27 protein-coding genes are annotated in these 25787 nt (G+C 47.2%); 8 read left to right on the plus strand and 19 right to left on the minus strand.

What is annotated here, in order from left to right; translation table 11 throughout:
- Positions 1-34: 34 nt before the first annotated feature.
- The 5 genes from AC3ITG_RS27265 to yyaC form a co-directional block, all read right to left on the minus strand.
- Positions 35-2209, minus strand: coding sequence for an O-antigen ligase family protein (locus tag AC3ITG_RS27265; RefSeq protein WP_489251901.1), 2175 nt, complete (start codon positions 2207-2209; stop codon positions 35-37).
- 239 nt (positions 2210-2448) lie between these two features.
- Entirely contained in the window at positions 2449-3726 is a 1278-nt protein-coding gene (locus tag AC3ITG_RS27270) for a class I SAM-dependent methyltransferase (RefSeq protein WP_413373599.1), read from the minus strand.
- Positions 3727-3816: 90 nt separating this feature from the next.
- Complete coding sequence (locus AC3ITG_RS27275; protein WP_489251902.1) at positions 3817-4506, minus strand: DUF6483 family protein; 690 nt, start codon at positions 4504-4506, stop codon at positions 3817-3819.
- A 241-nt stretch (positions 4507-4747) separates the two neighbouring features.
- Entirely contained in the window at positions 4748-5539 is a 792-nt protein-coding gene (locus AC3ITG_RS27280) for an alpha/beta fold hydrolase (protein WP_413030464.1), read from the minus strand.
- A 76-nt stretch (positions 5540-5615) separates the two neighbouring features.
- A complete protein-coding gene (gene yyaC / locus AC3ITG_RS27285; RefSeq protein WP_413373602.1) occupies positions 5616-6158 on the minus strand; it encodes a spore protease YyaC in 543 nt (180 codons plus the stop codon).
- Positions 6159-6318: 160 nt separating this feature from the next.
- On the opposite strand from yyaC, the gene AC3ITG_RS27290 reads away from it, so the two are divergent.
- On the plus strand, positions 6319-6543 hold the full coding sequence (locus tag AC3ITG_RS27290) for a DUF1128 domain-containing protein (protein WP_413373603.1): 225 nt from the start codon (positions 6319-6321) through the stop codon (positions 6541-6543).
- Positions 6544-6616: 73 nt separating this feature from the next.
- On the opposite strand, the gene AC3ITG_RS27295 is transcribed toward AC3ITG_RS27290, so the two are convergent.
- Both AC3ITG_RS27295 and AC3ITG_RS27300 read right to left on the minus strand, forming a co-directional pair.
- A complete protein-coding gene (locus AC3ITG_RS27295; RefSeq protein WP_489251903.1) occupies positions 6617-7342 on the minus strand; it encodes a pirin family protein in 726 nt (241 codons plus the stop codon).
- A gap of 143 nt (positions 7343-7485) precedes the next feature.
- Positions 7486-8505, minus strand: a complete 1020-nt coding sequence (locus tag AC3ITG_RS27300; protein ID WP_489251904.1) for an asparaginase — start codon at positions 8503-8505, stop codon at positions 7486-7488.
- A gap of 179 nt (positions 8506-8684) precedes the next feature.
- Here AC3ITG_RS27300 and AC3ITG_RS27305 point away from each other — a divergent pair, with 179 nt between their 5' ends.
- From AC3ITG_RS27305 to AC3ITG_RS27320, 4 genes are all read left to right on the plus strand, one after another.
- Positions 8685-9380 carry a phosphatase PAP2 family protein gene (locus tag AC3ITG_RS27305; RefSeq protein WP_489251905.1) on the plus strand — a complete coding sequence of 232 codons (696 nt, stop codon included), beginning with the start codon at positions 8685-8687 and terminating at the stop codon, positions 9378-9380.
- A 134-nt stretch (positions 9381-9514) separates the two neighbouring features.
- Positions 9515-9772 carry a GlsB/YeaQ/YmgE family stress response membrane protein gene (locus AC3ITG_RS27310; RefSeq protein WP_413373608.1) on the plus strand — a complete coding sequence of 86 codons (258 nt, stop codon included), beginning with the start codon at positions 9515-9517 and terminating at the stop codon, positions 9770-9772.
- A 64-nt stretch (positions 9773-9836) separates the two neighbouring features.
- Positions 9837-10244: a YtxH domain-containing protein gene (locus AC3ITG_RS27315; protein WP_413373609.1), complete on the plus strand. Its 408-nt coding sequence runs from the start codon at positions 9837-9839 to the stop codon at positions 10242-10244.
- A gap of 82 nt (positions 10245-10326) precedes the next feature.
- Positions 10327-10692 (plus strand): DUF5665 domain-containing protein, encoded by a 366-nt coding sequence (locus AC3ITG_RS27320; RefSeq protein ID WP_489251906.1) that lies wholly within the window; start codon positions 10327-10329, stop codon positions 10690-10692.
- Between the two features lie 25 nt (positions 10693-10717).
- On the opposite strand, the gene AC3ITG_RS27325 is transcribed toward AC3ITG_RS27320, so the two are convergent.
- The 11 genes from AC3ITG_RS27325 to AC3ITG_RS27375 all read right to left on the minus strand — a co-directional run bounded on the left by AC3ITG_RS27325 (position 10718) and on the right by AC3ITG_RS27375 (position 23006).
- Positions 10718-11746 carry a magnesium transporter CorA family protein gene (locus tag AC3ITG_RS27325; RefSeq protein WP_489251907.1) on the minus strand — a complete coding sequence of 343 codons (1029 nt, stop codon included), beginning with the start codon at positions 11744-11746 and terminating at the stop codon, positions 10718-10720.
- Positions 11747-11875: 129 nt separating this feature from the next.
- Entirely contained in the window at positions 11876-12649 is a 774-nt protein-coding gene (locus AC3ITG_RS27330; protein ID WP_024631358.1) for a sigma-70 family RNA polymerase sigma factor, read from the minus strand.
- Positions 12646-13098 carry an anti-sigma B factor RsbW gene (gene rsbW / locus AC3ITG_RS27335; protein WP_063566601.1) on the minus strand — a complete coding sequence of 151 codons (453 nt, stop codon included), beginning with the start codon at positions 13096-13098 and terminating at the stop codon, positions 12646-12648. Before rsbW ends, AC3ITG_RS27330 begins: the two co-directional genes overlap by 4 nt.
- A gap of 18 nt (positions 13099-13116) precedes the next feature.
- Entirely contained in the window at positions 13117-13455 is a 339-nt protein-coding gene (locus AC3ITG_RS27340) for an STAS domain-containing protein (RefSeq protein ID WP_053778980.1), read from the minus strand.
- Between the two features lie 86 nt (positions 13456-13541).
- Positions 13542-15218, minus strand: a complete 1677-nt coding sequence (locus AC3ITG_RS27345) for a response regulator (RefSeq protein WP_489251908.1) — start codon at positions 15216-15218, stop codon at positions 13542-13544.
- 16 nt (positions 15219-15234) lie between these two features.
- Positions 15235-16107, minus strand: coding sequence for a CheR family methyltransferase (locus AC3ITG_RS27350; protein ID WP_489251909.1), 873 nt, complete (start codon positions 16105-16107; stop codon positions 15235-15237).
- A 71-nt stretch (positions 16108-16178) separates the two neighbouring features.
- Entirely contained in the window at positions 16179-19898 is a 3720-nt protein-coding gene (locus tag AC3ITG_RS27355; protein ID WP_489251910.1) for a response regulator, read from the minus strand.
- The gene (locus tag AC3ITG_RS27360) at positions 19895-21064 is read right to left on the minus strand and encodes a PP2C family protein-serine/threonine phosphatase (protein WP_413373615.1); all 1170 of its coding nucleotides are present in this window, start codon (positions 21062-21064) and stop codon (positions 19895-19897) included. Before AC3ITG_RS27360 ends, AC3ITG_RS27355 begins: the two co-directional genes overlap by 4 nt.
- A gap of 391 nt (positions 21065-21455) precedes the next feature.
- Entirely contained in the window at positions 21456-21800 is a 345-nt protein-coding gene (locus AC3ITG_RS27365) for a YflT domain-containing protein (RefSeq protein WP_064640589.1), read from the minus strand.
- Between the two features lie 93 nt (positions 21801-21893).
- A complete protein-coding gene (locus AC3ITG_RS27370; protein WP_489251911.1) occupies positions 21894-22427 on the minus strand; it encodes a hypothetical protein in 534 nt (177 codons plus the stop codon).
- Positions 22428-22493: 66 nt separating this feature from the next.
- Entirely contained in the window at positions 22494-23006 is a 513-nt protein-coding gene (locus AC3ITG_RS27375) for a DUF948 domain-containing protein (RefSeq protein ID WP_413373618.1), read from the minus strand.
- 219 nt (positions 23007-23225) lie between these two features.
- Between AC3ITG_RS27375 and AC3ITG_RS27380 the strand changes: the two genes are divergently transcribed.
- Together AC3ITG_RS27380 and AC3ITG_RS27385 are read left to right on the plus strand one after the other, a co-directional pair.
- The gene (locus AC3ITG_RS27380) at positions 23226-23390 is read left to right on the plus strand and encodes a DUF1328 domain-containing protein (RefSeq protein ID WP_017692264.1); all 165 of its coding nucleotides are present in this window, start codon (positions 23226-23228) and stop codon (positions 23388-23390) included.
- Positions 23391-23788: 398 nt separating this feature from the next.
- A complete protein-coding gene (locus AC3ITG_RS27385) occupies positions 23789-24292 on the plus strand; it encodes a hypothetical protein (protein ID WP_489251912.1) in 504 nt (167 codons plus the stop codon).
- Between the two features lie 105 nt (positions 24293-24397).
- Here AC3ITG_RS27385 and AC3ITG_RS27390 read toward each other — a convergent pair whose 3' ends face one another.
- Positions 24398-25288 (minus strand): cation diffusion facilitator family transporter, encoded by an 891-nt coding sequence (locus AC3ITG_RS27390; RefSeq protein ID WP_413373621.1) that lies wholly within the window; start codon positions 25286-25288, stop codon positions 24398-24400.
- Between the two features lie 292 nt (positions 25289-25580).
- Here AC3ITG_RS27390 and AC3ITG_RS27395 point away from each other — a divergent pair, with 292 nt between their 5' ends.
- Positions 25581-25769, plus strand: coding sequence for a hypothetical protein (locus AC3ITG_RS27395; protein ID WP_063566591.1), 189 nt, complete (start codon positions 25581-25583; stop codon positions 25767-25769).
- Positions 25770-25787 lie beyond the last annotated feature (18 nt).

Here is a 25787-nt window from a genome sequence, read left to right on the forward strand (position 1 = left end):
TTGTTCACTATCGGCGTTGTGTGAGGTCAGATATTCAGGGACTCTTTCTGGTCACTTCTGAAGCAAGTGGACCAAAAGTAAGGAGGCGCAGATTATCCCCATAACGTAATGCTTCTTCTCCAAGCCCAAAACGCCGATCATTTCTCTCCTCCCCTGCTGCCACTTCTTCCGCCAGTTGTCTGTAACGTTCATAAATCCTTACTCCAGCAGCAGCGGTCTGCCTCCCTCGTTCAGCATACCCTGCCGCCAGTTCCCTCCGTGATACCTGTTCCATCCAATACAAGGCTTGGGACTGGCATGACGCGTCAAAACGATTCAGGGCCAGGCCTTGTTCAAAATAGTTCCCGGCCGACTCTCCTCTACCAGATTGAGCGGCTAACCGCCCCAGCTCTCCGTAGAGTTGGGGATAAACAGGGGAATAGGACAAGCTCTGTACCAACATGGATTCAGCCTTTTCCGCAGGAAGCGTACGGGACAGAGAGATGGCGATATCCGGTCTGTAGGGGTTGAACTTGTACGCCGAAGTAAGCAGCGCCTTTCGTTCAACACTTCCTGTATCTTTTGACATTGCTAGACGGTATTGTTGTTCTGCCGCCACATGTTGTCCAGCAAGCCAGGCTGTCCCGCCAAGCCAAAACATGACGAACAGTCCAGTTAATATCCGTTGAGGCCACGGGCTCAACTGTGGGAAAAAACGGGGGTGTTTTTTTTCAGCCGAGGCATCCAGTAGAGTTGGCGACGAGAGGGCCCAGCCTCCAAGCCAAATAAACATCATCCAAAGGAAGGTGAAGCTCCAGTCAAAGTCCATAGCGCCATGGAGGCCAAAAACAATAACCGAAGGCAGCAGCTGTGGTGCATGCCTCCACATCGTTCGCAAGGTGGAAAAGAACCATCCGGCGATAAGCAGCAACCCGATCACGCCTGTATCGAGGGCCAGATCGAGGAAGCTGTTGTGGACCTCGCCTCCGACATAAGGCGAGGATTGGATGGCGCGAAACATGTTGCGCCATGTCTCTCCCCCGTGGCCCAGCCATGCGGCCTCGGTCCAGAGCTTCAGGGCGTCCCGCCACATCTGAAGGCGGGATAACCCTGTGCCGACACCAGCCGCCATGCGGTCGGCGGTGGAGGCCACGGCCACAGTGGCGGCGGTGATTGCCGCCAGCACTGTGGCCGTAAGGGCAGCGGCGCGCGCATGAGCGCCGCTGTGCCACAAACGGCACAGCAGCAGCGTGCCGAGCAGCGCAGCTGCCCATGCCCCGGCCAGCGCCAGCAGGCCGGGCACGGGTGCAGGCGCCAGCTGGGCAGCAGCCAGCTGGCGGTAGAGCCAGGCCGCGCACGCCAGGGGCGCGGCCGTGGCCAGCAGCAGCGGCAGGCGGGCACCGCGCCGCTGCAATGCGAAGGCGGCGACCGCGGCGCAGCCGGTCGCCAGCCAAGCGCCGCGCGACTCGCTCAGTAGGAGCGCGGCTTGCGCGGGCATGAGCGGCAGTGCTGCCGCGATGAGCCGCCCGGCCGACAGCGGCCGGGCCATGACGCGTGCGGCGGCAGCCAGCCGCTCCAATGCGTACATGCCAACAACGGCACCGTACGCATTGGGGTACTGCAGCAATCCACCGAGCCGGGCTCCGGCGGAGCTGATCTCGGGGTCAGCGGTTCGCATGACCCCATAAGGCAGCGGCAGCACACCGCACGCGGCAAGTACTCCGCTTAGTACAAGCAGGCCGCCTGCCAATTGCCAGCCGCAGGCAAACCATCGCGCTCCGTTTGCGCGTGAGGCCAGTATGACGGTTAGCAACGCAAATATCGCCAGAAGGCTCCAGCGCAGCATCTCATCCAAGCTTCCCTGTACACTGACAGAGCCCATCCATACATGCAGGCCAAACCAGACTGCCATAGCCAGGGGACAAAGCATCCAGCGGAAATGAGCATACTGCATAATGGCCACATATAGTCGTTTGAGGTAATCCAACCACTGAGCAATCCCTAGCTGCCCTCTCGTCTTCGGTGCATTGAAGCACATAATGAACAAAACAAACCAAATAAGTACACTTCCTGATGCCATCAGTACCATAGGATATACGTCCGTAGCATAAAACAATCCCCTACATAGACATCCTGCCAACAGTAAAGCCACTGCAATTAAACCAAGAACTGCCGTTAATGCCGATTCTGAACTCCACTTAGCCTTCTTATCTGATTTCCCCCCCTTCATGCGTCCCTCTCCTTTTTCCCGTCTCCGTATTCTTCTTAATTAGTTTCAAACAAAAAAAGACAGAAGTCCCCATTAGGGTCTTCTGCCTGATTACATGCCTTTGGCACATTATATATATTTTCACGGGACCCTCTTACCAGTATGTCCCGTCAAAGGCGATGGCAGACGATCTACATCGTCTCAAAGGATCAAGCAACTAAATCATGCATCGCTTTTCATTATCCCGTAAACATTCACATTCAACAGTGATCACAGTGGCTAGCATCTTGGGTGACATCTTTGATAGATTCCCCATTTGAATTCTCTTGGCTCGCATCTGCCCCATGGTTCGGCGCAGCTTCTTTCAGCTTGCCGTCACCTGGAAGCAAGTCCGCACAAGCCCGCTCCAAATAAGGATCTGCGTGAATGAAATCACGGAATGCAGTATATTCATTCCACATGTCAGCAGTCTGCCCAGCCTGGCCTCGTACTGCACGGATTAATATATTTTTCGGCGTATGCTCCATGTCGATAAATTCGAGCAACTGCGTTTTGTATCCCATCAGATCGAGCAGCTTGGCCCGAATGGCATCAGTTGCCAAAGCGGAGAAGCGTTCCTTCAGAATACCGTGTGACAACAACGGATTCATCACGTTGGATTCAATCTGGTCAAACAGCTCGTGCTGACAGCACGGTACAGATAGAATGACCGAAGCGCCCCATCGAACCGCTTTCTCCAAAGCAGCATCGGTTGCTGTATCACAGGCATGCAGCGTTACGACCATATCCACTTCATTCAGCTCGTCGTAGTCAGCGATGTCTCCAACGAGGAACTTCAGGTCACCGTAATGCAATTTGTTTGCCAAGTCATTGCAGTGTTCAATAACATCGGCTTTTAAGTCGAGGCCAATAATTTTAAGCGATCTGCGCTGCTGTACGGACAAATAGTGATATAAAGCAAAGGTGAGATAAGACTTCCCGCAACCAAAATCAACAATGGTAAGTGGACGGCCCTCCGGCAGATGCGGGATGACATCCTGTACCATTTCGAGGAAACGGTTGATCTGTCTAAACTTGTCGTACTTGCGAGCCAAAACGCGGCCTTCCTCGCTCATAATCCCCAGCTCGACCAGGAACGAAACGGGAACTCCATCTTCCAGCACATATTGCTTTTTGCGATTATGCGAGAGGTCCACCGCCGTCTTGGAAGGCGACTTGGTCAAGATGGACACTTTATATTTTTTGCTGATCAAAATTTGATAGTCTGCGTCTGTAGTACAGAGCAGACCTTGACGAAACGTCTCTTCGCATAGCAAAGTCATGCGCTCTGCCGCTTCATCCGGAGTCAAATTCTCGTGCAGCACTTTGTTGGTATAATGAAATGCGAATTGATAATGAAGCTGATTCTTGAGCGTTACCGGCTTGACTTGCACTTTCGTATACGAGACATTGTCCCGTCTGCGCAGCTGGCTCCAGGTCGCTGTAATCAGCGAATTCTGTTCAAAGATGTCTTGTATAAGCTTTCGCAATGAATCCACGGGGGTACATCTCACTTTCGGTTTGGTTTGGTCAACCGTTACCATAACACAATTCCGTTCCCTCTCCAAGTTAACGTCCTATTCATCGGTTTAACGGTTCAGCTTGGCAAGCCCCTCTTCCACTTCCTCACGAGGCAAGCCACCTTGTTGCAACTGCTCATCTTCCAGTTGTCTTAACCTTTCATAGAAAGCCTGTACCTCACCCCGATACTGAATAGGATGGCTGTCGTCTACCTGCAGCAGTCTGTACCAGCTATTCTCAGCCTGATCATAACGCCCCTGCTGTTCACGATACAGGGCAAGCTGCTTTTCCGTTCGTGCCGGAAGTTCGTATTGTTTCGTCTGCTCCAATATTCCCTCCACACGATCTGGTGCATCCAGCAGCTTCGGATTAGCCCCATTATTCAGTGCGTACAGGTAAAAATGAAGTGATCTCATCAGACGAATAAGTGCTTCATTCTCTGACTCCATTTTTTCCTGGTCATCTATGCCCTCTACTTTGGCCTTTTCATTATAAATGTACGCCTCTTCTTCGATCAGCCTGGCGGCTTGTTGCAGATTGTCCACTTCAATGACGCCGCGAAAACGGAACATTTCAATGACATCTTCGGCCGGCAGTGAGTTCAGCAGAGATAAATTCAAACCAAACTGCCTGCGCAGCAGCTCGTCCAGCTCAGACAAAGCCTCCGTGTGTTTTCGCTGTTGTTTGAGTGTAAATACTTTGCCGATCGCTTCTGTCATTTCCTCCATCATGCGGAGCAGATAATCTTTCCTGAACATGCTATGTGCCCCCTCATCGTTCGATCGTGTACATCCAGTTTCACTTGAGTGATCCATTCTCATCATTTTAATTCATGCCATGACAAAAAGCCAAAACATGGTCTATGGCTCGTCCTATGCTCTGGCCCTGAACAAATATAAAACCCCTGCCGTTCTTGAGCGAACGTTACAGGGGTTTAGCAAGGTACCGACGCTCCGCCAAGGAGGCGAAATCATCTGATACTCTATTCATGTTCCATTATTACTTCGATAATCCCGTCAAAAATTGTTTAATGACCTGAATTAATTCTTCTGGAGCTTCATACATGCTCATATGTCCTGCTCCAGGAATCACGGCTTGTGTAATATGTGGCTTGTCACTTGTGAATGTACGTTCCGGCGGAATGACGGCATCCTTCTCTCCGGCAACCAGCAGGACAGGAAGCGGTGTAGCGGACAATACATCACGGCGGTCCGGTCGTTCCCGCATAGCCAGTGCAGCTCCAGTTGCCCCTTGCGGTGCAGTCTGGTAACCAATTTCCTTCACACGAGTCACTTGCGTCGATAGCGATTCCACATGTTCTGGTGCAAACAAACCGGGAACCAGCCCATCTACAAAGTGAACAATGCCTTCCGTCTGGATGGTGGATACTGCACGAAGGCGTTTTTCTTTACCCTCTTCACTATCCGGATACGCTGTGGAATGAATCAAGCCGAAGGCATTCAATCGTTCTGGGTGGCGCTGTGCAATAGAAAGTGCGATATATCCGCCCATGGAGTGACCGAGCAGGACAGCCTTGTCCACCTTTAGCTCGTCCATTAATTGCAATACGTCATTGCCCATCTGATCAATGGTATAACTACCTACAGGCGCGTCCGTTTTGCCATGTCCACGCAGATCGGGTACGATGCAACGATAGCTGCGTGCAAGCTCAGGCACCACTTCATCCCAGTAGGATGAACTGCCGCAGTATCCGTGGAGCAAAATGAGTGCTTCTCCCTTACCCTGTTCGGCATAACAAATCGTCGTTCCGTCACACATCACTTTTTCCATATAAATCCCTCTCTCTGCGCGAATTAAATTAATTCAAGTTGTATATTATTAAGCCTGCATATCATTAATGAAACGTTTATCTGTATTTCACTGCTTCGGCGACCGCCTCAGCAATCGTTCGGGACATGCCCATTACGAAATGAAGCGAGGTCATCTGTAGAATGGAATAAGGTCTCGGTCCATTTGCATTCACTACAGCAGCCACGCTGTAATGACCAACTGGCGGCAGCTTGCCGCCAACCGATTTTGCCGGAATAAGTGGATGTTCCGCAAGATAGTATGTACCTGTTGCCTGTTTTGGACCCAGACAAGCATCTATGGCGATGATGGCATGATGTGACGGGACAAGCGCCAGCCTCTTCTCCAGTGTATCAGCATCACAAGGAGAAGCCAGAGTCCCTACAACGTGATTCACTCCATACTCCTGCAGTAGACTACCTGTCAGTGGGCCCAGTGCATCTCCGGTGGAACGGTCCGTCCCGATACAGACAAAGGTGATTTCATCCGGTGAATGAAGCTTATAGATGTGCTTGAAAAATAATACCAAGTCTTCTCCCTGCACATTTTGGCGGGCTTCCCTACTTTGATGACGAACCAATTCCCGCTTATATGCTGCCAATCTATTTACCTCCTTTACACATGTGCTCCCTACCTGAGGCTCTATGGTTATATTCCTCATTTTACCCGATGCTTGATTTCGCCGCAAAAGCATTGGCCTGGGCCTGTCCAATCATGATACAATGACAACAGTTTCCGATAAGGAAGGGATGGACATAACGATGGATTTAACGCAAGCAAGCGCAGCCAACATGGAATATATGATTGAGGCGATCAAAACGAAGCTGCGGATGGCCAGTGGAGCTGCCATGCAGGCTTCGGCTTTCCCACTTGAGAAGTATGAAGATTTGTTTGACCTGTATGAGATGGTCCTGGGCAAGGAACATCTGAGTATCTCTGAAGTGGAAGCTGTCGCTTCCGAACTGGGTAATCTCCGCAAATCCTAGGCATTGCCCATGGAAAAGAGGACCTGTCCTCCACATCACAGTGGAAACAGGTCCTTTTGCGGTTGTTTTTTCGTCAAGGCAAATCCACCAATACAAATTCAGCAGTCTCGCTGCCTGTACCTGTAATTTGCAGATCACAGCTTTTGCGGATTCGTGCAGCATCACCCGGCTTGAGATTGAAGTTACCATCTGAACATACAATCTCAATGTGACCACTAATCAGAAAGAGATGTGTACGCCTATCTTCATGTTGAGAGTACATTAATTTTTTGCCGGATTCCAGATGGGATAGATAGCAAGTTACATCCTGTGAAATAGGCAATGCTCCTTCGGCTCCTTCTCCCCCTTGTCCCGATACAATCGGACAAAGACGGTTCAGATGCTCCTGAGCCTCCACACGACGATTGGTATACGCTGGCTTCAGCATGCGCTGGGAAGGCAAGAACCACATCTGTAGGAAGCGTACCGGTTCATCCTCTGACGGGTTAGTCTCTGAATGTTCTACCCCGGTACCCGCACTCATGACCTGAACCGTTCCCGGTTCCAACAATTGCTCTGTTCCCATGCTGTCCGTATGTTTCAACGTACCTGATATTACATAACTAACAATCTCCAAGTCATGATGTGGATGTCGCTTAAAGCCTTCCTGCGGCATCAGTGTGTTGTCATTATGAGCCAGAAGACAACCAAAATGGGCATTGCTTGGATCATCATAGTCCGCAAAGGAAAAGCTGAATTCACTGTGTATCCAACCTCGATCCGACGTGTGCCTTTCTTCCGATGTCACTACTTTAATCATGTTCATCCACCTCCAAGGGTTTAAAACTGCCGCACTATCGCAGCAGTTCTTGCGTGTATATTTAGAATTCTATAGATCAATACCAGTTGGTATGTCATCTTTACCCGTGGTCCGGGAATTCTAATCACGCCCCCTGCTTATGGTTATACGCTTTCTTCTGGTGAGTGAAGCTTGAATTCGCTATCTGCCCGCCCTACGACTTTACCTGCGTCGTTCCGAATGTCAGGTGGATATACTTCTGCCAGTCGTTCAATGGTTTTCCGATTGCTATACCCAATCTGCTCCAGAATGGATTGGGCAATAAAGGCCCATTCTTCTTCCGAACCGTCAAGCACTTTGAACGTAATTCCGAGGCGTTCCTTTTTCAGGGCAAAACCAAACACACCCTTGAAACCGCCTTTGGCTACAATGTTGCTGTCTTCAAGCAGCACGGAATCCACACGCTGCGTTCCTCCTACCATTAACGGATATTCGTTCATGGCTCCAGTAATGGTCTCTACCGCGGAGCGTGTAGATGGGTCCTCGATCAGGTCCGGGCAAGCCAGCTTCAGATATGCGTTCGACAATGCCGATAACGGCAACGAAAATACCGGAAAGCCGCAGCCATCCGTCCCAAGTTTAATCTCTTTCTGTTCAATCCCTGCCATATAGGCCATGGTCTCCAGAATTTCACGCTGTACTGGATGCTCTGGCTCTGCATAACTTCCCAAATCGGCCTGTTTCATCTGAGTGTATGCGAGAATGCCTAGATGTTTACCGGAGCAGTTGTGGAGAATACGACGCTTCTCTCCTTGAGCACGCAGCCATTGATTCCGGCTTTCTTCATTTAGGGGATAACTCGGTGCGCAAATCAAGCACTCTTCACCCAATCCTATTTTGCTTTCTAACTGCTCCAGCACCTGAATATGCATCGGTTCCGATCGGTGCGAGGAAGACATGATGGCAATTTCCTGAGATGTAAGGCCATAATGACCGGCAATACCAGCCCGAATCCCCGGAATGGCCTGAAAAGGTTTGGCGGAGGAACGGGTAAACGCTCTAAAATGAGGATCGCCGGCTGAATATACAACATTGCCGTTCTCATCCGTAATGCTTATGTGTCCGTAATGGGCGCATTCCATAACGCCCGCACGGTATTCTTTAATTAACAGGGCACTCTCCATGCGAGTTCTCTCCTTTATACTCCCGAATTCATCTCTGCTTTGCGTCACGACGCCGCATGGGATATCTTAAATAGTATAGTACAAAAGCGACGTTTTTACAGTTTTTTCGACAGACATTTCGGGTAATCCTTTATCAATCTTTATCTACCTACTACCATCGCTGAAGGAGATATTCATTTATGCTGCGCAAAACGCATTCACCCACTTCCGGATTAGCTAGCAAAACTTCGGTACGTCCACTGCTCAATTGGGCTGGTGTCGGAATTATAACCAGCGTTTCGGTCGTCTTTTTGCTGGCGACTCTGGGAGCGTTGCTGGGTAACGATGTTATCCTTTCATTGGATGATCGTATCCAGCAGTTGTTTTATCTGAACTCGGATTCACGTCTTCATCTGTTGCCTTTCATTTCATTCATTACTGCGCTCGGTTCTTTCAGACTTTCTGCCATGGCAGCTATCGGTTTTTCAATTCTACTCTTGTGGCAGCGTCGTCCTCGTTTCCTCATATATGGATATGCGTTACTCAGCAGTTTTGCCATGATGTGGATCCTCAACACCTTATTGAAGGAAATATTCAAGCGGAGCAGACCTGAACTGGATCATCTGTTGGTCGTACACGGATATAGTTTTCCAAGTGGTCATGCGATGATTTCGATGGGTTTTTACGGAATGCTCTTTGTCATCTGGGCGATTGAACGACATCAACGGGCATCTGGAGTTACTCTGCCTGTCCTCTGCGGAATATTGTTTATATTCCTGATCGGTATCAGTCGCATTATGCTGGGGGTACATTATCCAACTGATGTCTTCACCGGATTCGCCGCTGGTCTGGCTTGGATCTTCTGCATGATTAAGGGGATTCAACGTTCCGTCTGAATTGTATTATCCTACAATTTCCAGTACATTTCTCCCTACATTGATTGTTTCACCTGGAAGCACGGCGTTTATATACGAAGTAAGCAAACGCGAACAGACACCATCCTACATCAAACAAAAAGGAGGCGGTTGTTATGTGGGGTATCATTATCAGCATTGTTATGGCAGTCATTATCGGTGTGATTGGTGATGCACTTGCCGGCCATAACATGCCTGGAGGAATCATCGGTGCAATGGTTGCCGGATTTGCCGGAGCCTGGCTGGGAGCACTCTTGCTTGGTAACTGGGGACCGGTCATCGGTAACTTTGCCGTAATTCCTGCCATCATTGGAACAGCGCTCTTTGTCTTTTTGCTGGGGCTTGTGTCCAGACTGTTCAGACAGGCTGCCTGATCGGTCAACAAGGTGTTCGTTGTTTCGTATCCGTTTCTTAAATTTGAAGAAGGAGTGATTTGACATGAATAAAACAGAAGAACAATATCCTGTACAAAGCGGTTCCACTTTCGCCAAAGGAATTTTCATCGGAGGTTTGCTGGGAGCAGCAGCAGCATTACTCTTTGCCCCTAAACCAGGGCGCGAATTGCGTGGTGACCTTTCCGAGAAAGTGGGGATCGTTACAGATCGCACAAAAGAAGTTGCAGCGGTTGTCGGGGATAAAGCTTCCGAACTGGCTAAAACGGTCTCTTCCAAAACTTCTGATATTGCAAAAACGGTAAACCAAGGCCGTAATGACGTTATGGACTCCGTAAGAAAAGCTTCCGCTGATGTGGCGAATGAAGCATCCAAAGCGTCGGACGAAGTGGCTGCCGCTTCTGTAGAAGCAAAGGAAGATGCACGTAAAGAATTGAACTCGACCAGCCTGTAAGGCTTGTTGATCGAGTGACCAATAGCCAGCTGTATTCCAGCTGGCTATTTTTTATCCACTGCGAGATTAAAGGAGGAAGAACATGAGTAAAGTCACAATGAACGGCAATACGCCCATTACCAGAGGAAAACCCGAACAACAGTATGATACAACAGAACACCCTTTTGAATTGCGTCATGAGGTCAAACGTCTGAACACACGGCTGGATCAGATTGCAGACAGTCTGGAAAAATCTCAAATCAAGGATATTATCGAAAACTACAGCAGTCCCAAAAAACGTATCATTACCAACTTCACCGCTGGTATGGCACGTGGTTTGGGTTTGACGGTAGGGACCTTCGTCGTTCTTGGTCTGCTCGCATTTATTCTCAGTCAATTCGTAAACATGCCGATTGTGGGACAATATATTGCTGACTTACTGGGATACATTGAAGATTACAAAAAATAAAAGGCACAGGGTGAGGCTGACAAAGTCATCGCCTTCGTTTGCCATTGGCACGCTTCTCTGTTTCTTTGGCCGACGGCTGGGAGGACTTCACTTTGAGCAGATCCCCTGTCCAGCCCTTCATCATCATCCATACATACATGCTGATCATGCTAATGATTATAAGCGCAAGGACGAGTACAACACCCCATGTTTTGTCGATCCAAGGCAGATTCTCGAAGTTCATTCCCCAGATGGCTCCTGCAGCCGTTGCCGGCGTGAATACCGAGGTTACAAGGGTCAGTGTCTTCATAATCTCATTGCCCCGCACCCCTGAAATGGCATTATCAATGGAGATCAGTGTATCAATCTCTGTCTCATAATGTTTGAACAAACGCTCCATCCTTTCGATCCGGTGTTGGAGCTGCTGGAAAAAGCGATTCTCTTTCAATTCATCCAGGTAGGCTTCCCTGGCGGCGGCCATCAGCTCGGAATACGGAATGAACAGATTACTCCAATACAGCAGCTCAAATCTAGCCGCAAGTATCTGATCCATCAACGTGCGAGCATTGCGGGATTCCATCGTCCGCTCCAATTCCCTCAGATTCATCTCAAAATGATCCATACCCACATGGTAATAATGCAATATCGCGCGAAAGAGCACAAACATGCCGTCCCTTGCTTCACTGCACTGTTGTAACATGGCTGCACGTTCACCTGTATTCATAATCCCTCTGGTATTGTCATCTACATTCAAGGTAACCAGTCTTTCTTGATCCACATAGAAAAACATCTGATTATCTTTACGTTGATCGTTTCTTTCATTCTTAACCGCATATAATAATGACCCGAATATCACGGGCTCCGTGCCGTTCATGAAGCGGACGGACAGGTAGTTGGACTCTACCTCCGGTATTTTGCGAAGCCAGTACTGCATTTCTGGAAATACGCTCGTTAGTTCCTCCAAGGCATCAGCCATACTCTCCTGATCAGGTGCCACCCAATCCCACCATTCCCAATGGTCTGAGTAGGTAAGCTTGTCCCGACGCGCTTCCAGCTTGACTTTATCCACAATCACAAACATCCACTCCTGCATTCATACTGTTCATTAGAAAATCATTGATCCCAAAAAAAGGACACGTATGCATTCCATTGGAATCACGTGTCCTTCTCTATGCCGTGCTCAATATCATCACCGATCTGCATCTCATAATAATGAAGCATTCGACATAATCTGTTTTAATTTCTCAGTGGCTCGCTTCTGGATACGGGATACACTCATTTGGGAGACTCCCAATTTCTGAGCAATTGCCCGCTGCGACTGACCATCCTGAAATGCCAAAATAAGCACCTTTTGTTCCTGTTCCTTCAACTGTCCCAATGCCTGCTGCAAGTCCATCCGCTTCTCAACCGAATCGAAGTCATTCACATCAGAACTGATCAGTTCGCCCAAAGTGGCTGCACTCTCATCCTGTGATAGCGGAGAATCCAGTGACACATAGTGGTAACATTCCCGACCAGCCAAGACTTCGATGGTTTCCTCAGGGGTTAAATCCAGATATTCAGCAATCTCGTTCACACCTGGTGAACGCTCCAGCTTCACTGTCAATTCATCAATGGCATGCTGGACAAGTGCTCCCTTTTCCTTAATTCTGCGGGGCACCTGAATATACCAGGACTTGTCCCTTAAATAATTCTTCATATGACCAATCATGCTCTTCATGGCATAAGGTTCAAACGGAATACCCAGATTAATATCGTATTGCTTAAGCAAACGAATTAGGGCCATCTGCCCGGTCTGATACAAATCCTCATACAGATCGGGTCGATTCCGCGCAATTTTACCTGCTGCCATCTTCACCATCGGTTCATATTTGCGGATAAGAACTGTTGCAATTTCGTTATCCTGGGTTTGCTGGTATTCCCAGATCAAACCTATTGCTTCAGACATGGACTCTGGGGGAGTCACTTTTTCATTCATACTTTCTCCTCACTTCTTGCAAGACGTTTTACGAGTACTACTTTCGTACCTTTGCCCGTCTCACTTTCCACACTGACATCGTCCATCAGAGCTTGCATCAGGTAAAATCCAAGTCCACCGATTTGGGCATCTGTCAGCTCTTTGTCGTGAAGGCCTGCACGGGATACCGCTGGATTAATATTCTCGAAGCTGGCTCCTTCATCTTTGACGGTAATAGCCAGCGTGTCATTATCCACTTCGAACACAACCTCAACCATGCCGCCTTCGTGTGAGTAAGCATACAGTACAGAGTTATTACAGGCCTCGGATACAGCAACCTTCATATCCTCAATGTCCTCATAAGAAAATCCCATTTTGGACGCAACACCATATAGATTGAGTCTTACAATATCAACGTAATCAGCTGTCGCCGGTAAATTAAGGGTGACTCTTTGAACTTCTGCATTCATTCCTTTTTCGATCCTTTCCTATTGGGAATTCTTCTGTGAGACAAAGAATTTGGCAATACCCGTCATATCAAAAAGTTTCTGAATTTGCGCAGGAACTTCCTGTACTTCAAAGCGAGCTTCCATTCCATGCCGTGCTTTCAGAACAGATAACAGGATACCAATCCCTGTACTATCGATGTACTTCAAGTCTTGCATGTTAATGATCAAATCTTGTTCCTTGTTGTCCACAAGCGGCTCCATCACTAAACGGAATTCAGGAGCAACCGACAAATCCAGTTCGCCAGTCAGATACACCGTGCACACGCCGTCATGTGTTTCTGTTCTTGCATTGAATTTTTCATTTTTATTTGTATTCATTAGACATCTCTCTCCTGATCAATGGTTTCTTTACCTAATAACCCATCTACAGCACATATGAAACAGTAATCGAATTAGCAAATATTTCAATTGGCCTGATTTATGGCCGATGCGTTGGATTTGAACACTTGCCTTTCTTCCTGAAATCGGGACAACTTCTGTTTCACATTGCCCATTTTCACAGGTTTGCTGATGTAATCATCCATACCTACAGTGGAGCATCGCTGCTGAATACCATCCATGACATTAGCGGTCATCGCTACAATAACCGGCTGCTGGTCTTGAGGAAGGCTCTCACGAATTCTGCGAGTACACTCCAATCCATCCATCACGGGCATTTGTAAATCCATAAATATATAATCATAGTTGCGGTTCGCCAAAACCATCTCCAGCGCCTTCTTGCCATCTTCGGCGATATCTGCGATGAGTCCAAGCTTGCTCAGCATAATGGACATTAGTTTCTGATTAATAGGGTGATCGTCGACGATTAATACGCTTGGATGCATTTCATAGTTTTTTTTAATGTCCGTAAGCTGAACGTCCCCCATACCTGTCGTCAGCTCAGTTTCGACATACCGCTGCGCCTGAATAGTAAATACAAACGTTGCACCACGCAGCTCCGACGTATCTAGATATATCTTTCCACCCATCATTTCAACGAGCGTTTTGCATATAGCCAGCCCCAGACCGGTTCCACCATACTTGCGCGTCATAGATGTATCCAGTTGGGAAAACGGCTGGAACAGACGGTCTACTTTGTCTGGCGCTATACCTATTCCTGTATCTTTCACAGCAAACTCCAGCGTCATTCGCCCGTCTTTTTCCTCATTAACGGATACGATCAGATACACGCCGCCATGGTCCGTGAACTTGATAGCATTGGCAATCAGATTCAGCAAAACCTGACGCAGTCTTGCCATATCTCCATAGATCAATTCGGGTACCGAATCTTCCAGGAAATATTCCAGCTCAATATTCTTTTTGCCGGCTTCTGCCGCGAACAGTCTCAATACTTCACGAATACAGGAAACAAGTTCGAACGGATGCTCCTCCAACTCCATTTTGCCAGATTCCATCTTGGTGAAATCAAGAATATCGTTAATCACCGTAACGAGTGCATCGGCACTGCGACGAACAATGTCCGCGTATTCCTTCTGATCTTCCTTCAGATCCGTTTCCATCAACAGATCAACCATACCGATGACGCCATTCATCGGGGTGCGAATCTCATGACTCATCATAGCAAGGAACTCGGTCTTCGCGTTTGCAGCGATTTCCGCTTCCTCTTTAGCCTGAATGAGTTGCTGATTCATCTTCTCCAGTTCCTGCGTCTTCTGATGCAGCAGCATCGTCTGTGTTTTCAAACGTTTATTCGTGATAAACATTTCTACAAAGCCCTCAATTTTGGATTTCAGTATCTGAGGGATAAACGGCTTGACCATATAATCAATGGCCCCTGCGGAATAACCTGCAAATAAGTGCTCTGCCTCTCTGCTATTTGCAGAGATGAAAATGATCGGCACGTCCTTGGACTTGTCACGCGCCTTGATTAACTTTGCTGTCTCAATTCCGTCCATCCCAGGCATCTGCACATCCAGCACAATGACCGCAAATTCGTCTTTCAGCAAACAGCGAAGTGCCTCTTCCCCGGAGGTTGCCTTGACGAGCTTGTACTGTTCCGATTCCAGAACCGCTTCGAGAGCGAGCAGGTTCTCGGGGCGGTCATCTACCAATAATATGTGGATTGGTTCATTGAGCCCCATGACTAAGCTTAACCCCCTATTTAATCTTCCGGTATATTTTTTCCGTCCGGTCTAACGGCTCGTAAGCATCGCTGAAATCCGTAAAATGTATGGATTCCTTAGATCCCAGAACAAGGATGCCGAAGTGGCTCAAACTTTCATGAAAAAGTCCGTGTACATGGTTCCGCAGTTCATCATTGAAATAAATCATGACATTGCGGCAAAAGATCACATTAAACTCGTTAAAAGACCGGTCTGTTGCCAAATTATGTTCGGCAAAAATAATATTTTTCCGTAAATAAGGATGAAATATAACGGAATTATATTTCGCGGTGTAATACTCCGAAAATGCGCGGGTGCCCCCGGCTTCCAGATAATTTGTAGTATATAATTTCATTTTCTCAATGCCATATACGCCTTCCTTGGCCTGTTGCAATGAGCGGTCATTCATATCTGTTGCGTATATTCTTGCCTTGTCGTACAGTCCTTCCTCATGCAGCATAATCGCCATGGAATAGACTTCTTCCCCTGTAGAACAGCCAGCATGCCATATCCGGATATATGGATAAGTCCTCAGTACAGGAATAATCTGTTCCCGAAAGAACCGAAACAAGGTTGGATCACGAAACATTTCCGTTACAGGGATGGACAGATTCTGTACAAAACGATCAAATGCAGAACGGTCATGAAGTACTTTCTCCTGTAAACCCGAAATGGTCTTCAGTCCTTCGGCATGTACATAATGCCAGATTCTGCGTCTTAACGACGGTAACGCGTAGTTCCTGAAATCATATCCATATAAACGGTGCATACCTTCCAACAGCAACTCGATCTCGATCAGTTCACGCTCTTCGTCTTGCGGCATGCGGATCGATTCTGCCTCCGCCTCGGTAGGTTCCCACGGTGTCATATTTTCTCTCCACTTCTTCATTTGTTACTTGCGTAATAGATGTATTGTCTTTCATTACCCAAACTATCGGGTTACGAATACAGCCATACCCGCATTAAGGATAACAATTGGTCCGTTTGGATCGGTTTTTTCACATAATCGGATGCTCCAGCCTCAATACACTTGCCACGGTCATCTTTCATAGCTTTTGCGGTTAAGGCAATAATTGGCAATTTTTCGAATTTCGGTATCTGTCTGATTCGTGTCATGGCCTCATAACCGTCCATCTCCGGCATCATCATATCCATTAATACCAGATCAATTTCCGGGTTCTTATCCAGAATCTCCAGAGCTTCACGGCCGTTCTCCGCAAATGTCACATCCATGCGATAGCCTTCAAGCACGCTTGAAAGGGCAAATACATTACGGATGTCGTCATCCACAAGCAATATTTTCTTACCTTCAAACAAGGTTTCCTTATTATGCAGCTTCTGCAGAATTCGACGCTTGTCTTCCGGCAGGTTAGCTTCTACTCGATGCAAGAACAAGGTCGTCTCATCAAGCAGACGTTCTGGTGACTTCACGTCCTTGATGATAATGGACTCCGCGTATTTACGAAGCTTCATCTCTTCTTTGCTGTCCAGCTCTTTGCCAGTATAAATAATGATCGGCAGATCATTCAGATACTGATCGTCCCGAATCTGGTCAAGTAACTCGAATCCAGTCATATCTGTCAGCATCAAGTCCAGAACCATACAATCATAGCGTTGACTGTGCAATTCATTCAAGGCCTCACTGCCCGTGGACACTGCTGTGATTGCGACATCATCGTGGCCAATCAGTTCAATGATGGCTTTCCGCTGTATTTCATCATCTTCCACAATCAATAGTCGTTTCAATTGATTCTCTGTATAGGATTCGATATGCGAGAAAGCTTTATCCAGCGAATCTTTACTGGAAGGTTTTTTCAGATAAGCAATGGCTCCCATCATTAGCCCTTGTTTCATATCATCAATCACCGAAATAACATGTACCGGGATATGACGTGTCGCCGAGCTGCTTTTCAGTTCACCCAGAATCGCCCAGCCATCCATCACAGGCAACTGAATATCGAGGATAATCGCATCCGGCAAATATTGACGGGCCATTTCGAGTCCTTTGTCTCCCTGAAGCGCCACAATAGCCTTAAATCCTCTGCCTCTCGCCATATCCATCAAAATATGCGCAAAATTCACATCGTCCTCAATAATGAGGAGAATCTTGTCACCTTCCAAGAGGTTCTCCTGATCATCTTCCAGTTGTGCAAGCACAGGTGAGTCCGATTGAGGCAGCTCCATAAATGAACTACTTTCCGGATCAGGTGTGAGTACGGTCTGTCTGCCCGAACCCATCATCCGTGAGTTTCTTCCAAAGTTTTCACTCTCAGAAGCAGCAGCGGCTTCTCTTGCCGCATCGTCCACCTGAACCTCCTCATCGTGATTATCTGGCAGGAGCAAGGTGAAGCAACTTCCCACACCTTCGGAAGACTCTACCTGGATAGCACCGCCAAGCAGGCGGGCAAGTTCGCGACTGATGGACAGTCCCAGGCCCGTTCCGCCATATTTGCGGCTGGTTGTACCGTCCACCTGCTGGAATGCTTCAAAAATCAGATCCGTTTTGTCCGAAGGAATTCCGATCCCGGTATCCTTCACGGTAAATCCTACATATTCCTGGTTCGTATTCAGGTACCCTGGAAGCTCTTCAATTTTCATCTTCCGTCCAATCAGGCTTACAGATCCCCGGTTGGTAAACTTGAACGCATTCGACAACAGATTCCGCAAAATCTGCTTGACGCGATGGCTGTCGGTATATACCCATTCCGGCAAATTGCTGTCGAATTCAATGTTCAGGTTGAGTTCTTTTTTATTCGCCATTGGGCCAAAATTCTGTTGAACAAAGCTGGTCAGTTCTTCCATTCGCACCGTTTCATAATTGATATCCATTTTGCCTGCATCCACCTTGGACAGATCCAAAATTTCATCAATCATTTTCAGCAAGTCGGCACCGGACATATAGATCGTCTGTGCATATTCCTGCTGTTTAACACTCAGATTTCCATCCTTGTTCTCAGATAACAATTGGGACAGAATCAAAAGACTATTAAGTGGTGTACGCAGTTCATGCGACATGTTTGCCAAAAATTCCGACTTGTACTTGCTCGTCATCGACAATTGCATGGCTTGCTGTTCCAACTGTGTTTTGGTTATCTCTATCTCGTCGTTCTTCTCTTCCACTTCACGCACCTGTTCTTCCAGTGCGCGAGTCTTGGCAATCAGCTCGGTATTAAAGTGCTCCAATTCTTCCTGTTGACGCTGCAACAGCTCTTCAGAACGTTTGAGGGCACCTGTCTGTTCTTCCAGATTCTCATTGGAACGGCGTAACTCCTCTTGCTGTGTCTGAAGCTCTTCAGATTGCACCTGCAATTCTTCGGTGAGCGCCTGGGATTCACGCAGCAGCTCCTCCACCCGCAAACGGCGACGAACGTTGTTGAGAATGACGCCCAGATTCATAATCAGCTGCGAGAACAGCTGTGTATGCAGATTCGTGAACCCTTCAAACGAAGCCAGTTCGACAACGCCAATCAATTCATCCTCAAATACGACAGGGTAGATCATCACACCAGAAGCACGCGATGACCCCGTTGCTGATCCGATGTTCACATAATCCTCCGGGGTTTTTTCCAGAATAATTGGCGTCATATCCAATGCGGCTTGGCCAATTAATCCCTCGCCGATACGGTAAACCTCTTTGCCAACATCTTCATTCTCTTCAAATGCATAAGCACCATAACGTCTCAGTTCGTCCGGATGCTTCTCTTCGTCGATCAGGTATACGACACCCAGTTGAGCTCCAAGTACAGGTGTAAATTCACTGATGAACATCTGTGAAATCTGGCGAATTGAACCTATGCCCCGCAACAATTCCGGAACTCTGGCTATGTTCGAACTCATCCAGTTCTGATCTTGCTGTGCTTGTACATAAGCTTTCTCGATTTCCAGTTTCTCTTCCAAATCATTGGAGACATCCTTGAACACCCTAGCAATCTGACCGATCTCGTCAGTGGACTTGACCTGTATACGCCGAATGGTTCGATAACGGCCTTTACCAAAACTGTTGATCATCATGGACACGGTGTTCAGACCACGTGTAATGCTTGGCAGTACCCACATAATGACACCCAATGCGAGTAGCAATCCGGCAATCATGATGGCTACTGTAATCTGTACCGCGCGCATATAGGCTGCGTTCGCATCCTTAATCTCGGTATCTATCTCCTGGTCCTGATAACGGGACAGGGCATTCAGGCTGTCTACAGCTTCCTTTTGTACCGCCAAACCGGTTGAATTCCGGTAGTTATTGGCATCCTCTGCCCGATTCTGAGACATAAAACTGACCTGTCTTGCGGCATAAGCATTGTAAGCTGCCCAGGCCGTATTCACACGATCCACCAGTTGATGCTCTGGTGCGCTGTCCGCCCGATTCCGAACTTCCTCAAGGTAGCGTTCGCCCTTTTCCTGCATTTCCTTCAAATCACCGTCTGCAGCACTAATCGAATTATTGGGATTAAGCAACAAGTTAGCCAGCACTTTGGCTATATCATTGACCTCTCCACGTGCAGCAGAAGTATATCTGACTTTGAGGTATCGCTCCTGATACATCTGATCGATCTGTTGATTACTGCTGTTAAGCCGTTCGTAACTCACAAACGTAAGCACGATCATAATGGCCATCAGAGCTGTAAAGCCAATCAGCAGTTTATTTCTGATCTTCATTCAGCTTCGACCCCTTTATTTAAGGTAATCCATACCAAACATTTATCATCATCCCGCTCCTGCGGAATTTCATCATCGAAGAACAACGCCTGCATGGCCGCTTCATCCCACTCGTGGGAACCCGCCAGTTGTTCCTTTAGAAAAGCCTGCTGCATTTCCTGATCGCCCTGAACGGCTTCAGTTAAACCATCCGTATAAAGTGCAATGTGCCCATCGCCTTCATAGTGAATCGTCTGTGGTTCAATATCCATCTTGTCGAACAGACCTACAGGACAGCAGACGCTGTCAAACGTTGTCACACTTCCGTCGTGACGGAAAAAGAGTGCTGGCGGATGCCCTGCGTTAACATAATCAATACGTTTCATTCGTGTATCTACTACCAGATATATGGCTGTAAAATAGTACTGCACCAGCTGTTTTTCCAGATGCAACTGATTAAAGCGACGATTCAACTCCTGAATAACCTTCTCCGGGTCTACATACGTTGTAACGGTGTCTTTCAGCACGGAAGCAATGAACATGGTAAATAGTGATGAAGATATCCCATGCCCCATCATATCCAGCAGCAGGACTCCATATCTGCCTTCACCAAGTGGGTACCACGAATACAGATCACCCGCAAGTTCAAACGAAGGTTTATAAATAGCATTAACGTGAAACAACGGATCTTCAATAGCGGGACTTAACACAGCATTCTGTACCATTGCCGCAAGTTTCAGTTCATCCTGAATCCGTTGGTCACGCTCTTTATGCCAGTCCTTCTCTTGCTTCAGACGAAGCGCAAGACGGATTCTGGCCATCAGTTCGACTTTGTTAATAGGTTTGGTCACATAATCGGATGCACCTGCATCCAACGCCTCGGCTAATTTCTTGGAATCTCCGATCGCGGTTACCATAATAATAGGTATATCCTTGAGATTTTCAAATTTCTGCACAATGCTGCATGCTTCGATTCCGTCCATCTCCGGCATCATCATATCTAGCAAAATCAGGTCAATATCCGACGGCTTGGGACGAAGTTCATTGTTTTCCTCACCAATCCCAAGGACTTCAAACATCTCCATGGCAGAACTTGCCGTTACAATGTCACGATAGTTTTCTTTTTTCAGAATTTCTCGAATGATAATGACATTCGTCGGATTGTCGTCAACAATAAGTATTCTCATTTCTATCTCCTTATCTGTGGCGTCCGGGTTTGTCGATTCTTATCAGGTCAGCTAACAACCTTAATTATACAAATTTCGCATACAACACAGCGGTAGACATAATAATTCCTAGTATAACTATAATCGTATTATCAGAAAACTTCTATCAGTAAATGGCACCATCGCAGGAGAATTCCCCCGCTTGTTACCCTGTTTTTGCTGCGTTCTGATCCCGCTTCCAAACTTGCAAAAACATAGATAAGGAATGGGGATATCCCCATTCCTTATCTATGTTTTTGGTTAAGCATTCTGCGTCATCAACTTGAAAGCTCTTTTGAATGATGCAAAATACTCGATTCTGAAGCTTGTCCATTTTCAGAGGGCTCCAGCTTACGTGTGTGTATCGGCTAAGCTATTCTTTCTTTTTGGCAATCACAAGTACTTTGCCTTTATCGAGTTCACTCTCGTAAAAATCTGCCTCAGCTTCGGTGAAGCCCATCGAAACAATTTTGGCCCGGAGTTCATCACCGCGGGAGCGGAACAGATTCGCCAAGGAATCAAATACGCCTTCTTCCTTGATGCCAATCTCTTTGGCATCTGCCGTATCGGCAATCCGATCTGTACGATCCTTTTCATGGGCTAGAACGAAGATATGATCAGCAAGGTATCCGGTAATCTGCAATTCTTTCACCGCTTCTACCGCTTGGACTCCGTTTTCTACCACTTTTGCATAAGCTTGCGCATTGGTTGAATTCATCGTTTCCACTCTCCTCTGATTGATCTTCTTTATCGAGCTACTTAGTATATAACCATACGATATCGGGTTGAAACGCTTCTGGATTAACCAATCCTAGGAAACCGATTCATCAAAGAGGTCTATTCCTTCAATATGATTGGAGCCTGGTTTCATATAAACCTTCAGCGCCTGACTTCCTCGAAGAAATACTTCTCCATCCTCTGCTACATAATACGGCTTGCCTAATACATCTCGAATGGCTTCAATATTCATATCAATCCATTCCTGATTAAGCTTCAGACGTTTCTCGGATGAATCAATATGCACATAATTGACCACTCCTGTATCTTCGCAGAGCCCAACCGTTACATCTTTGAATTGGTACTCAGGGCAACCCAGATAAGGATCATGTTCCTTATGAACCGGTTGGCCTTTATTGGCTAAAATATCATCGATGCTGTCATCCAGAGAAATGCCATTCAGAGTCCGAAAGTGCTGGACAGGTCCGGATCGATCAGCAGCCAGAATGATCTCTGGTGTCTCCTCTTCCACTACCGTCCATTGCATATCATGAGCAGCGGGTACCGCTGCCGGTTGAACGGAAAAGGGAGAAATTACGCTAAACATAACAAGCAGTAGTTTCATCATGATTCTCACCCTTTCATCAGGTTCATCACCGCTCTGAAGACATCTATTAATTACAAAACGGTCATGCTATTTCCGCATACGTTGCCATACATTAGCGGCTACATCCACATATTTCAGCCAGCTTTTCCCGCCTTTGGCATCATCATGATATGTAGCTTCATAGGATTGTAGTGTCCGATCTGTCGGTGTAGCAGGCGGCGTCTGTACTACATTGTCTACTTCTGAACGTTTGCTCTGTTCACTGCTGCTGCGTTTCGTCTGAAACTTGGCCATCAAAGTGGATGACACCTGCTTTGCTGCTTCCGTTACTTCGTTCAGTACTTCTCCCAGATTTTGTACAGATTCCATAACGGGATCAATTTGTTTCATTTTGTGCTGCACATCAACCGTAATATCATTGGCATGCCTTACCGTCTGTTTGACTTCATAACTAAGCTCATCAATGGTCTTCTGAACTTCCTGCAGTGTCTGTGACACATTGTCGAGTGAACCCTGAGCGGACTTTAAGGTACGAATTAAAAAGAATACAAGTACTGCAAATGCAATTGCAATTAAAGCCACACTAATTTGATAGATCATAAAAGAACCTCACTTTCCAGTATAAATCGGTTTTGTTATTGCTTAGTTACCCGACCAATTCCGAGGCGAAACAAATAGGATATCAACGGTAAAAACAACCCCGGCTGGTAAAATATCGCAATGTTTCAACCCGAAAGACCTCGGTTAAAGAACAACTACACACGGCAGTGAGACGAACACTTCTCGCTACCAAGTTCTATAAACGAAAGGATGATACCCATGTTGAAATGGTCGGTACTATTTCTAATTATTGCTCTTGTTGCAGGTATTTTCGGATTCTTCGGTATTGTTGAGGCAGCTGCTTCCATTGCCAAAGTACTTTTCTTCATCTTTGTTGTACTGTTCGTCATCTCCCTGATTACGGGACGCAGCCGAATGCGATGAATGGGGCTTCCCAAATATGAACAACACTCGATACATACAAAAGCCTATCGTGCTTGCAAAAGCCGGTAGGCTTTTGTGCGTTCATAATATCTTTTTTGCAACAATTGTTCCCCAAGGACATCGCGACTTATCTCTATTATGTATTACGCTCCCTTCTGGTCTATTCCATCGCTTCTCCCCGATTACATCATAAAAACAGGACCATTATGACATAGCCAACCCGGTTTTCTCCCACCGAAGTATGATATTTACAGGCTCTCCTTATACCCACATATGCTCCAGTTGACACTGGAGAATCCAAGAAAATATTGTTATAATTTGTGATTCACAAGTGAGCTTGCTTGGTTACTTTTAACACAGGACAACAAATTACATACCTAACCGAGGAGGAAAAACAAATGAAAAAAATCGTAAGTTTTGCCGCTGCTCTGACTTTGATGGGTTCCATGGCTGCAGCCGCAGGTGCTGAGGAAGCGGTTACCGGAACGGTAGCTCCAGAAACGGGAACACAGGCAACCACAACAACGCCGGCTGTTGAAGTGAACAAACCTGCTGTAGACACTGTAGAAGGCACAGCTGAGACCGTAACTGGCACAACAGAAGACACAACGGGTACAGAAGGTACTTCAACGACTACTGAAACAACAGCTCCATCAACTGACGGAAAAATGTTCGATGAGCCTGTTGTAAAAGCAGGAGATGAGGTGCTGGTCCCTACGATGCTGCTCAACCTGTTGGAGCGCACATGGTTCTATGATGCACCTAATGGCAAACCAATTGGTGCACTGGGTTCCCAAGTCATCGATACGACAGGTGAAGTTGTAGATGGATTCGATGGCGGTCAATGGGTACAAGTATATACGTGGAAAGGTAAAGCTTGGATCCACGTTGCTATTCAATAGTATCGTATAATCGTTCTAACGATAAGTAAAGAGGACAGCACGCAGGCAGCGGCTGTCCTCTTTTTCATTTCAAATGCGCTTATTTCCGGTTTGTCCCTCCCGGTTTTAAGGGCTTCCCGTCGTGCCTTCTTCCATCTTCGGCTCCACATGCACATGTACATGCATAATATTATGTGAACGTTTCAAGCGCTCTTCAACCCGGTCACAGATCTGATGACCTTCGATCAGGCTCAGTCCTCCATCCACCTCAATAACCACATCCACCAGTACATGACTGCCGTGCACACGCGCTTTCACGTCCTTGATCATTTCCACACCAGGAACCCGAGCCACAGATGATCTTAGGTCTGTCAGTTCTTTCTGATCAAATCCGTCTGTCAGACGATGTGTTGAATCCCGAAAAATCTCCCAAGCTGTCTTACAGATCAACAGACCTACAGCAATTGCAGCTACTTTGTCCAACCAAGGAAGACCAAATTGTGCACCGATGATTCCGACCGCAGCCCCTATGCTGACCCAGGCATCCGAACGATTATCTTTGGCCGCGGCCATCAGGGCCTGACTGTTAATTTGCTTGGCAAGACGGTGATTGTAGCGATATACGCCCAGCATCACTACCGCACAGACCACAGCAACTGCTGCGGCCCAAAGATTGGGAGCAACAAAATCTCCTTCATACCAGGAACGAACAGCTTCAACCAGCACCTGCAGGCCGACCATAGCCATAATAAATGAAGCAATCAGAGCAGCAACCGTCTCCGCTCTAAAATGACCATAGGCATGATCCGAATCGGGTGGTTTCTGGGATATCCGAAGCCCGATCAACACAGCAACGGAAGCAACAATATCCGTAAGGTTATTAAAACCATCCGCCAGCAAAGCGCTGGAAGCAAATAAATATCCACAGATCAGTTTAAAGGCGGACAAGACGAGATAGGCCACGATACTGACCCAAGCCCCGCGCTCCCCTTTGCGTATTTCTTCATAGGCGTTCAAACCGGGCGACACTCCTTTAACGTTTCGTATTACGGTTGTTCCATGTTACCAAATGCGTACCATGTGGGTCTACAGAAACAGTGTTGCCAAGCTGCATTGCTGTAGGGAAGCCGAAACAAAGTTGCCAGACCGCAGGGCTGTAGGTGAAGAGAAAGAATGTTGCCCCAGTCAAAAAAGTGAAGGATTCCAGCATTTTATCAGGTTGCCCTTGTGGGGCTTTTGTAAAACGTATAAAATGAGTACATCCCGTCCAAATTGGACGGCTTACTGTAAGACCGGGAGGGAAACAACGATGAGCGATAATAACGAACCGAAAAAGGTCAGTTTGCAGGATGCCATACGCCAGAAACTGGCGCAGAAGAAAGAACAGGCAAACACAGGTAACCAGTCCAGTGCCTATTTTGAAGGCGGACCCAAAGCAATGAAGAGCCAAAACAACAAAAAGCCTAACAATCAGCGCCGCCGTACTGGCGGATCCTAGACCGCAAGAAGCTCTTGT

The sequence above is a fragment of the Paenibacillus sp. GL_099_B genome, assembly GCF_057835695.1.

Excerpts from the sequence above, each read along its gene's own strand:
- AC3ITG_RS27275 (WP_489251902.1), bottom strand. The coding sequence starts at position 4,506 with ATGTTCAGGAAAGATTATCTGCTCCGCATGATGGAGGAAATGACAGAA.
- AC3ITG_RS27375 (WP_413373618.1), bottom strand. The coding sequence starts at position 23,006 with ATGATCTATCAAATTAGTGTGGCTTTAATTGCAATTGCATTTGCAGTA.
- AC3ITG_RS27370 (WP_489251911.1), bottom strand. The coding sequence starts at position 22,427 with ATGATGAAACTACTGCTTGTTATGTTTAGCGTAATTTCTCCCTTTTCC.
- rsbW (WP_063566601.1), bottom strand. The coding sequence starts at position 13,098 with ATGAATGCAGAAGTTCAAAGAGTCACCCTTAATTTACCGGCGACAGCT.
- AC3ITG_RS27350 (WP_489251909.1), bottom strand. The coding sequence starts at position 16,107 with ATGACACCGTGGGAACCTACCGAGGCGGAGGCAGAATCGATCCGCATG.
- AC3ITG_RS27305 (WP_489251905.1), top strand. The coding sequence starts at position 8,685 with ATGCTGCGCAAAACGCATTCACCCACTTCCGGATTAGCTAGCAAAACT.
- AC3ITG_RS27355 (WP_489251910.1), bottom strand. The coding sequence starts at position 19,898 with ATGAAGATCAGAAATAAACTGCTGATTGGCTTTACAGCTCTGATGGCC.
- AC3ITG_RS27365 (WP_064640589.1), bottom strand. The coding sequence starts at position 21,800 with ATGAATTCAACCAATGCGCAAGCTTATGCAAAAGTGGTAGAAAACGGA.
- AC3ITG_RS27310 (WP_413373608.1), top strand. The coding sequence starts at position 9,515 with ATGTGGGGTATCATTATCAGCATTGTTATGGCAGTCATTATCGGTGTG.
- AC3ITG_RS27380 (WP_017692264.1), top strand. The coding sequence starts at position 23,226 with ATGTTGAAATGGTCGGTACTATTTCTAATTATTGCTCTTGTTGCAGGT.
- AC3ITG_RS27330 (WP_024631358.1), bottom strand. The coding sequence starts at position 12,649 with ATGAATGAAAAAGTGACTCCCCCAGAGTCCATGTCTGAAGCAATAGGT.
- AC3ITG_RS27265 (WP_489251901.1), bottom strand. The coding sequence starts at position 2,209 with ATGAAGGGGGGGAAATCAGATAAGAAGGCTAAGTGGAGTTCAGAATCG.
- AC3ITG_RS27385 (WP_489251912.1), top strand. The coding sequence starts at position 23,789 with ATGAAAAAAATCGTAAGTTTTGCCGCTGCTCTGACTTTGATGGGTTCC.
- AC3ITG_RS27395 (WP_063566591.1), top strand. The coding sequence starts at position 25,581 with ATGAGCGATAATAACGAACCGAAAAAGGTCAGTTTGCAGGATGCCATA.
- AC3ITG_RS27295 (WP_489251903.1), bottom strand. The coding sequence starts at position 7,342 with ATGATTAAAGTAGTGACATCGGAAGAAAGGCACACGTCGGATCGAGGT.
- AC3ITG_RS27340 (WP_053778980.1), bottom strand. The coding sequence starts at position 13,455 with ATGAATACAAATAAAAATGAAAAATTCAATGCAAGAACAGAAACACAT.
- AC3ITG_RS27360 (WP_413373615.1), bottom strand. The coding sequence starts at position 21,064 with ATGAGAATACTTATTGTTGACGACAATCCGACGAATGTCATTATCATT.
- AC3ITG_RS27320 (WP_489251906.1), top strand. The coding sequence starts at position 10,327 with ATGAGTAAAGTCACAATGAACGGCAATACGCCCATTACCAGAGGAAAA.
- AC3ITG_RS27345 (WP_489251908.1), bottom strand. The coding sequence starts at position 15,218 with ATGGGGCTCAATGAACCAATCCACATATTATTGGTAGATGACCGCCCC.
- AC3ITG_RS27280 (WP_413030464.1), bottom strand. The coding sequence starts at position 5,539 with ATGGAAAAAGTGATGTGTGACGGAACGACGATTTGTTATGCCGAACAG.
- AC3ITG_RS27300 (WP_489251904.1), bottom strand. The coding sequence starts at position 8,505 with ATGGAGAGTGCCCTGTTAATTAAAGAATACCGTGCGGGCGTTATGGAA.
- AC3ITG_RS27315 (WP_413373609.1), top strand. The coding sequence starts at position 9,837 with ATGAATAAAACAGAAGAACAATATCCTGTACAAAGCGGTTCCACTTTC.
- AC3ITG_RS27290 (WP_413373603.1), top strand. The coding sequence starts at position 6,319 with ATGGATTTAACGCAAGCAAGCGCAGCCAACATGGAATATATGATTGAG.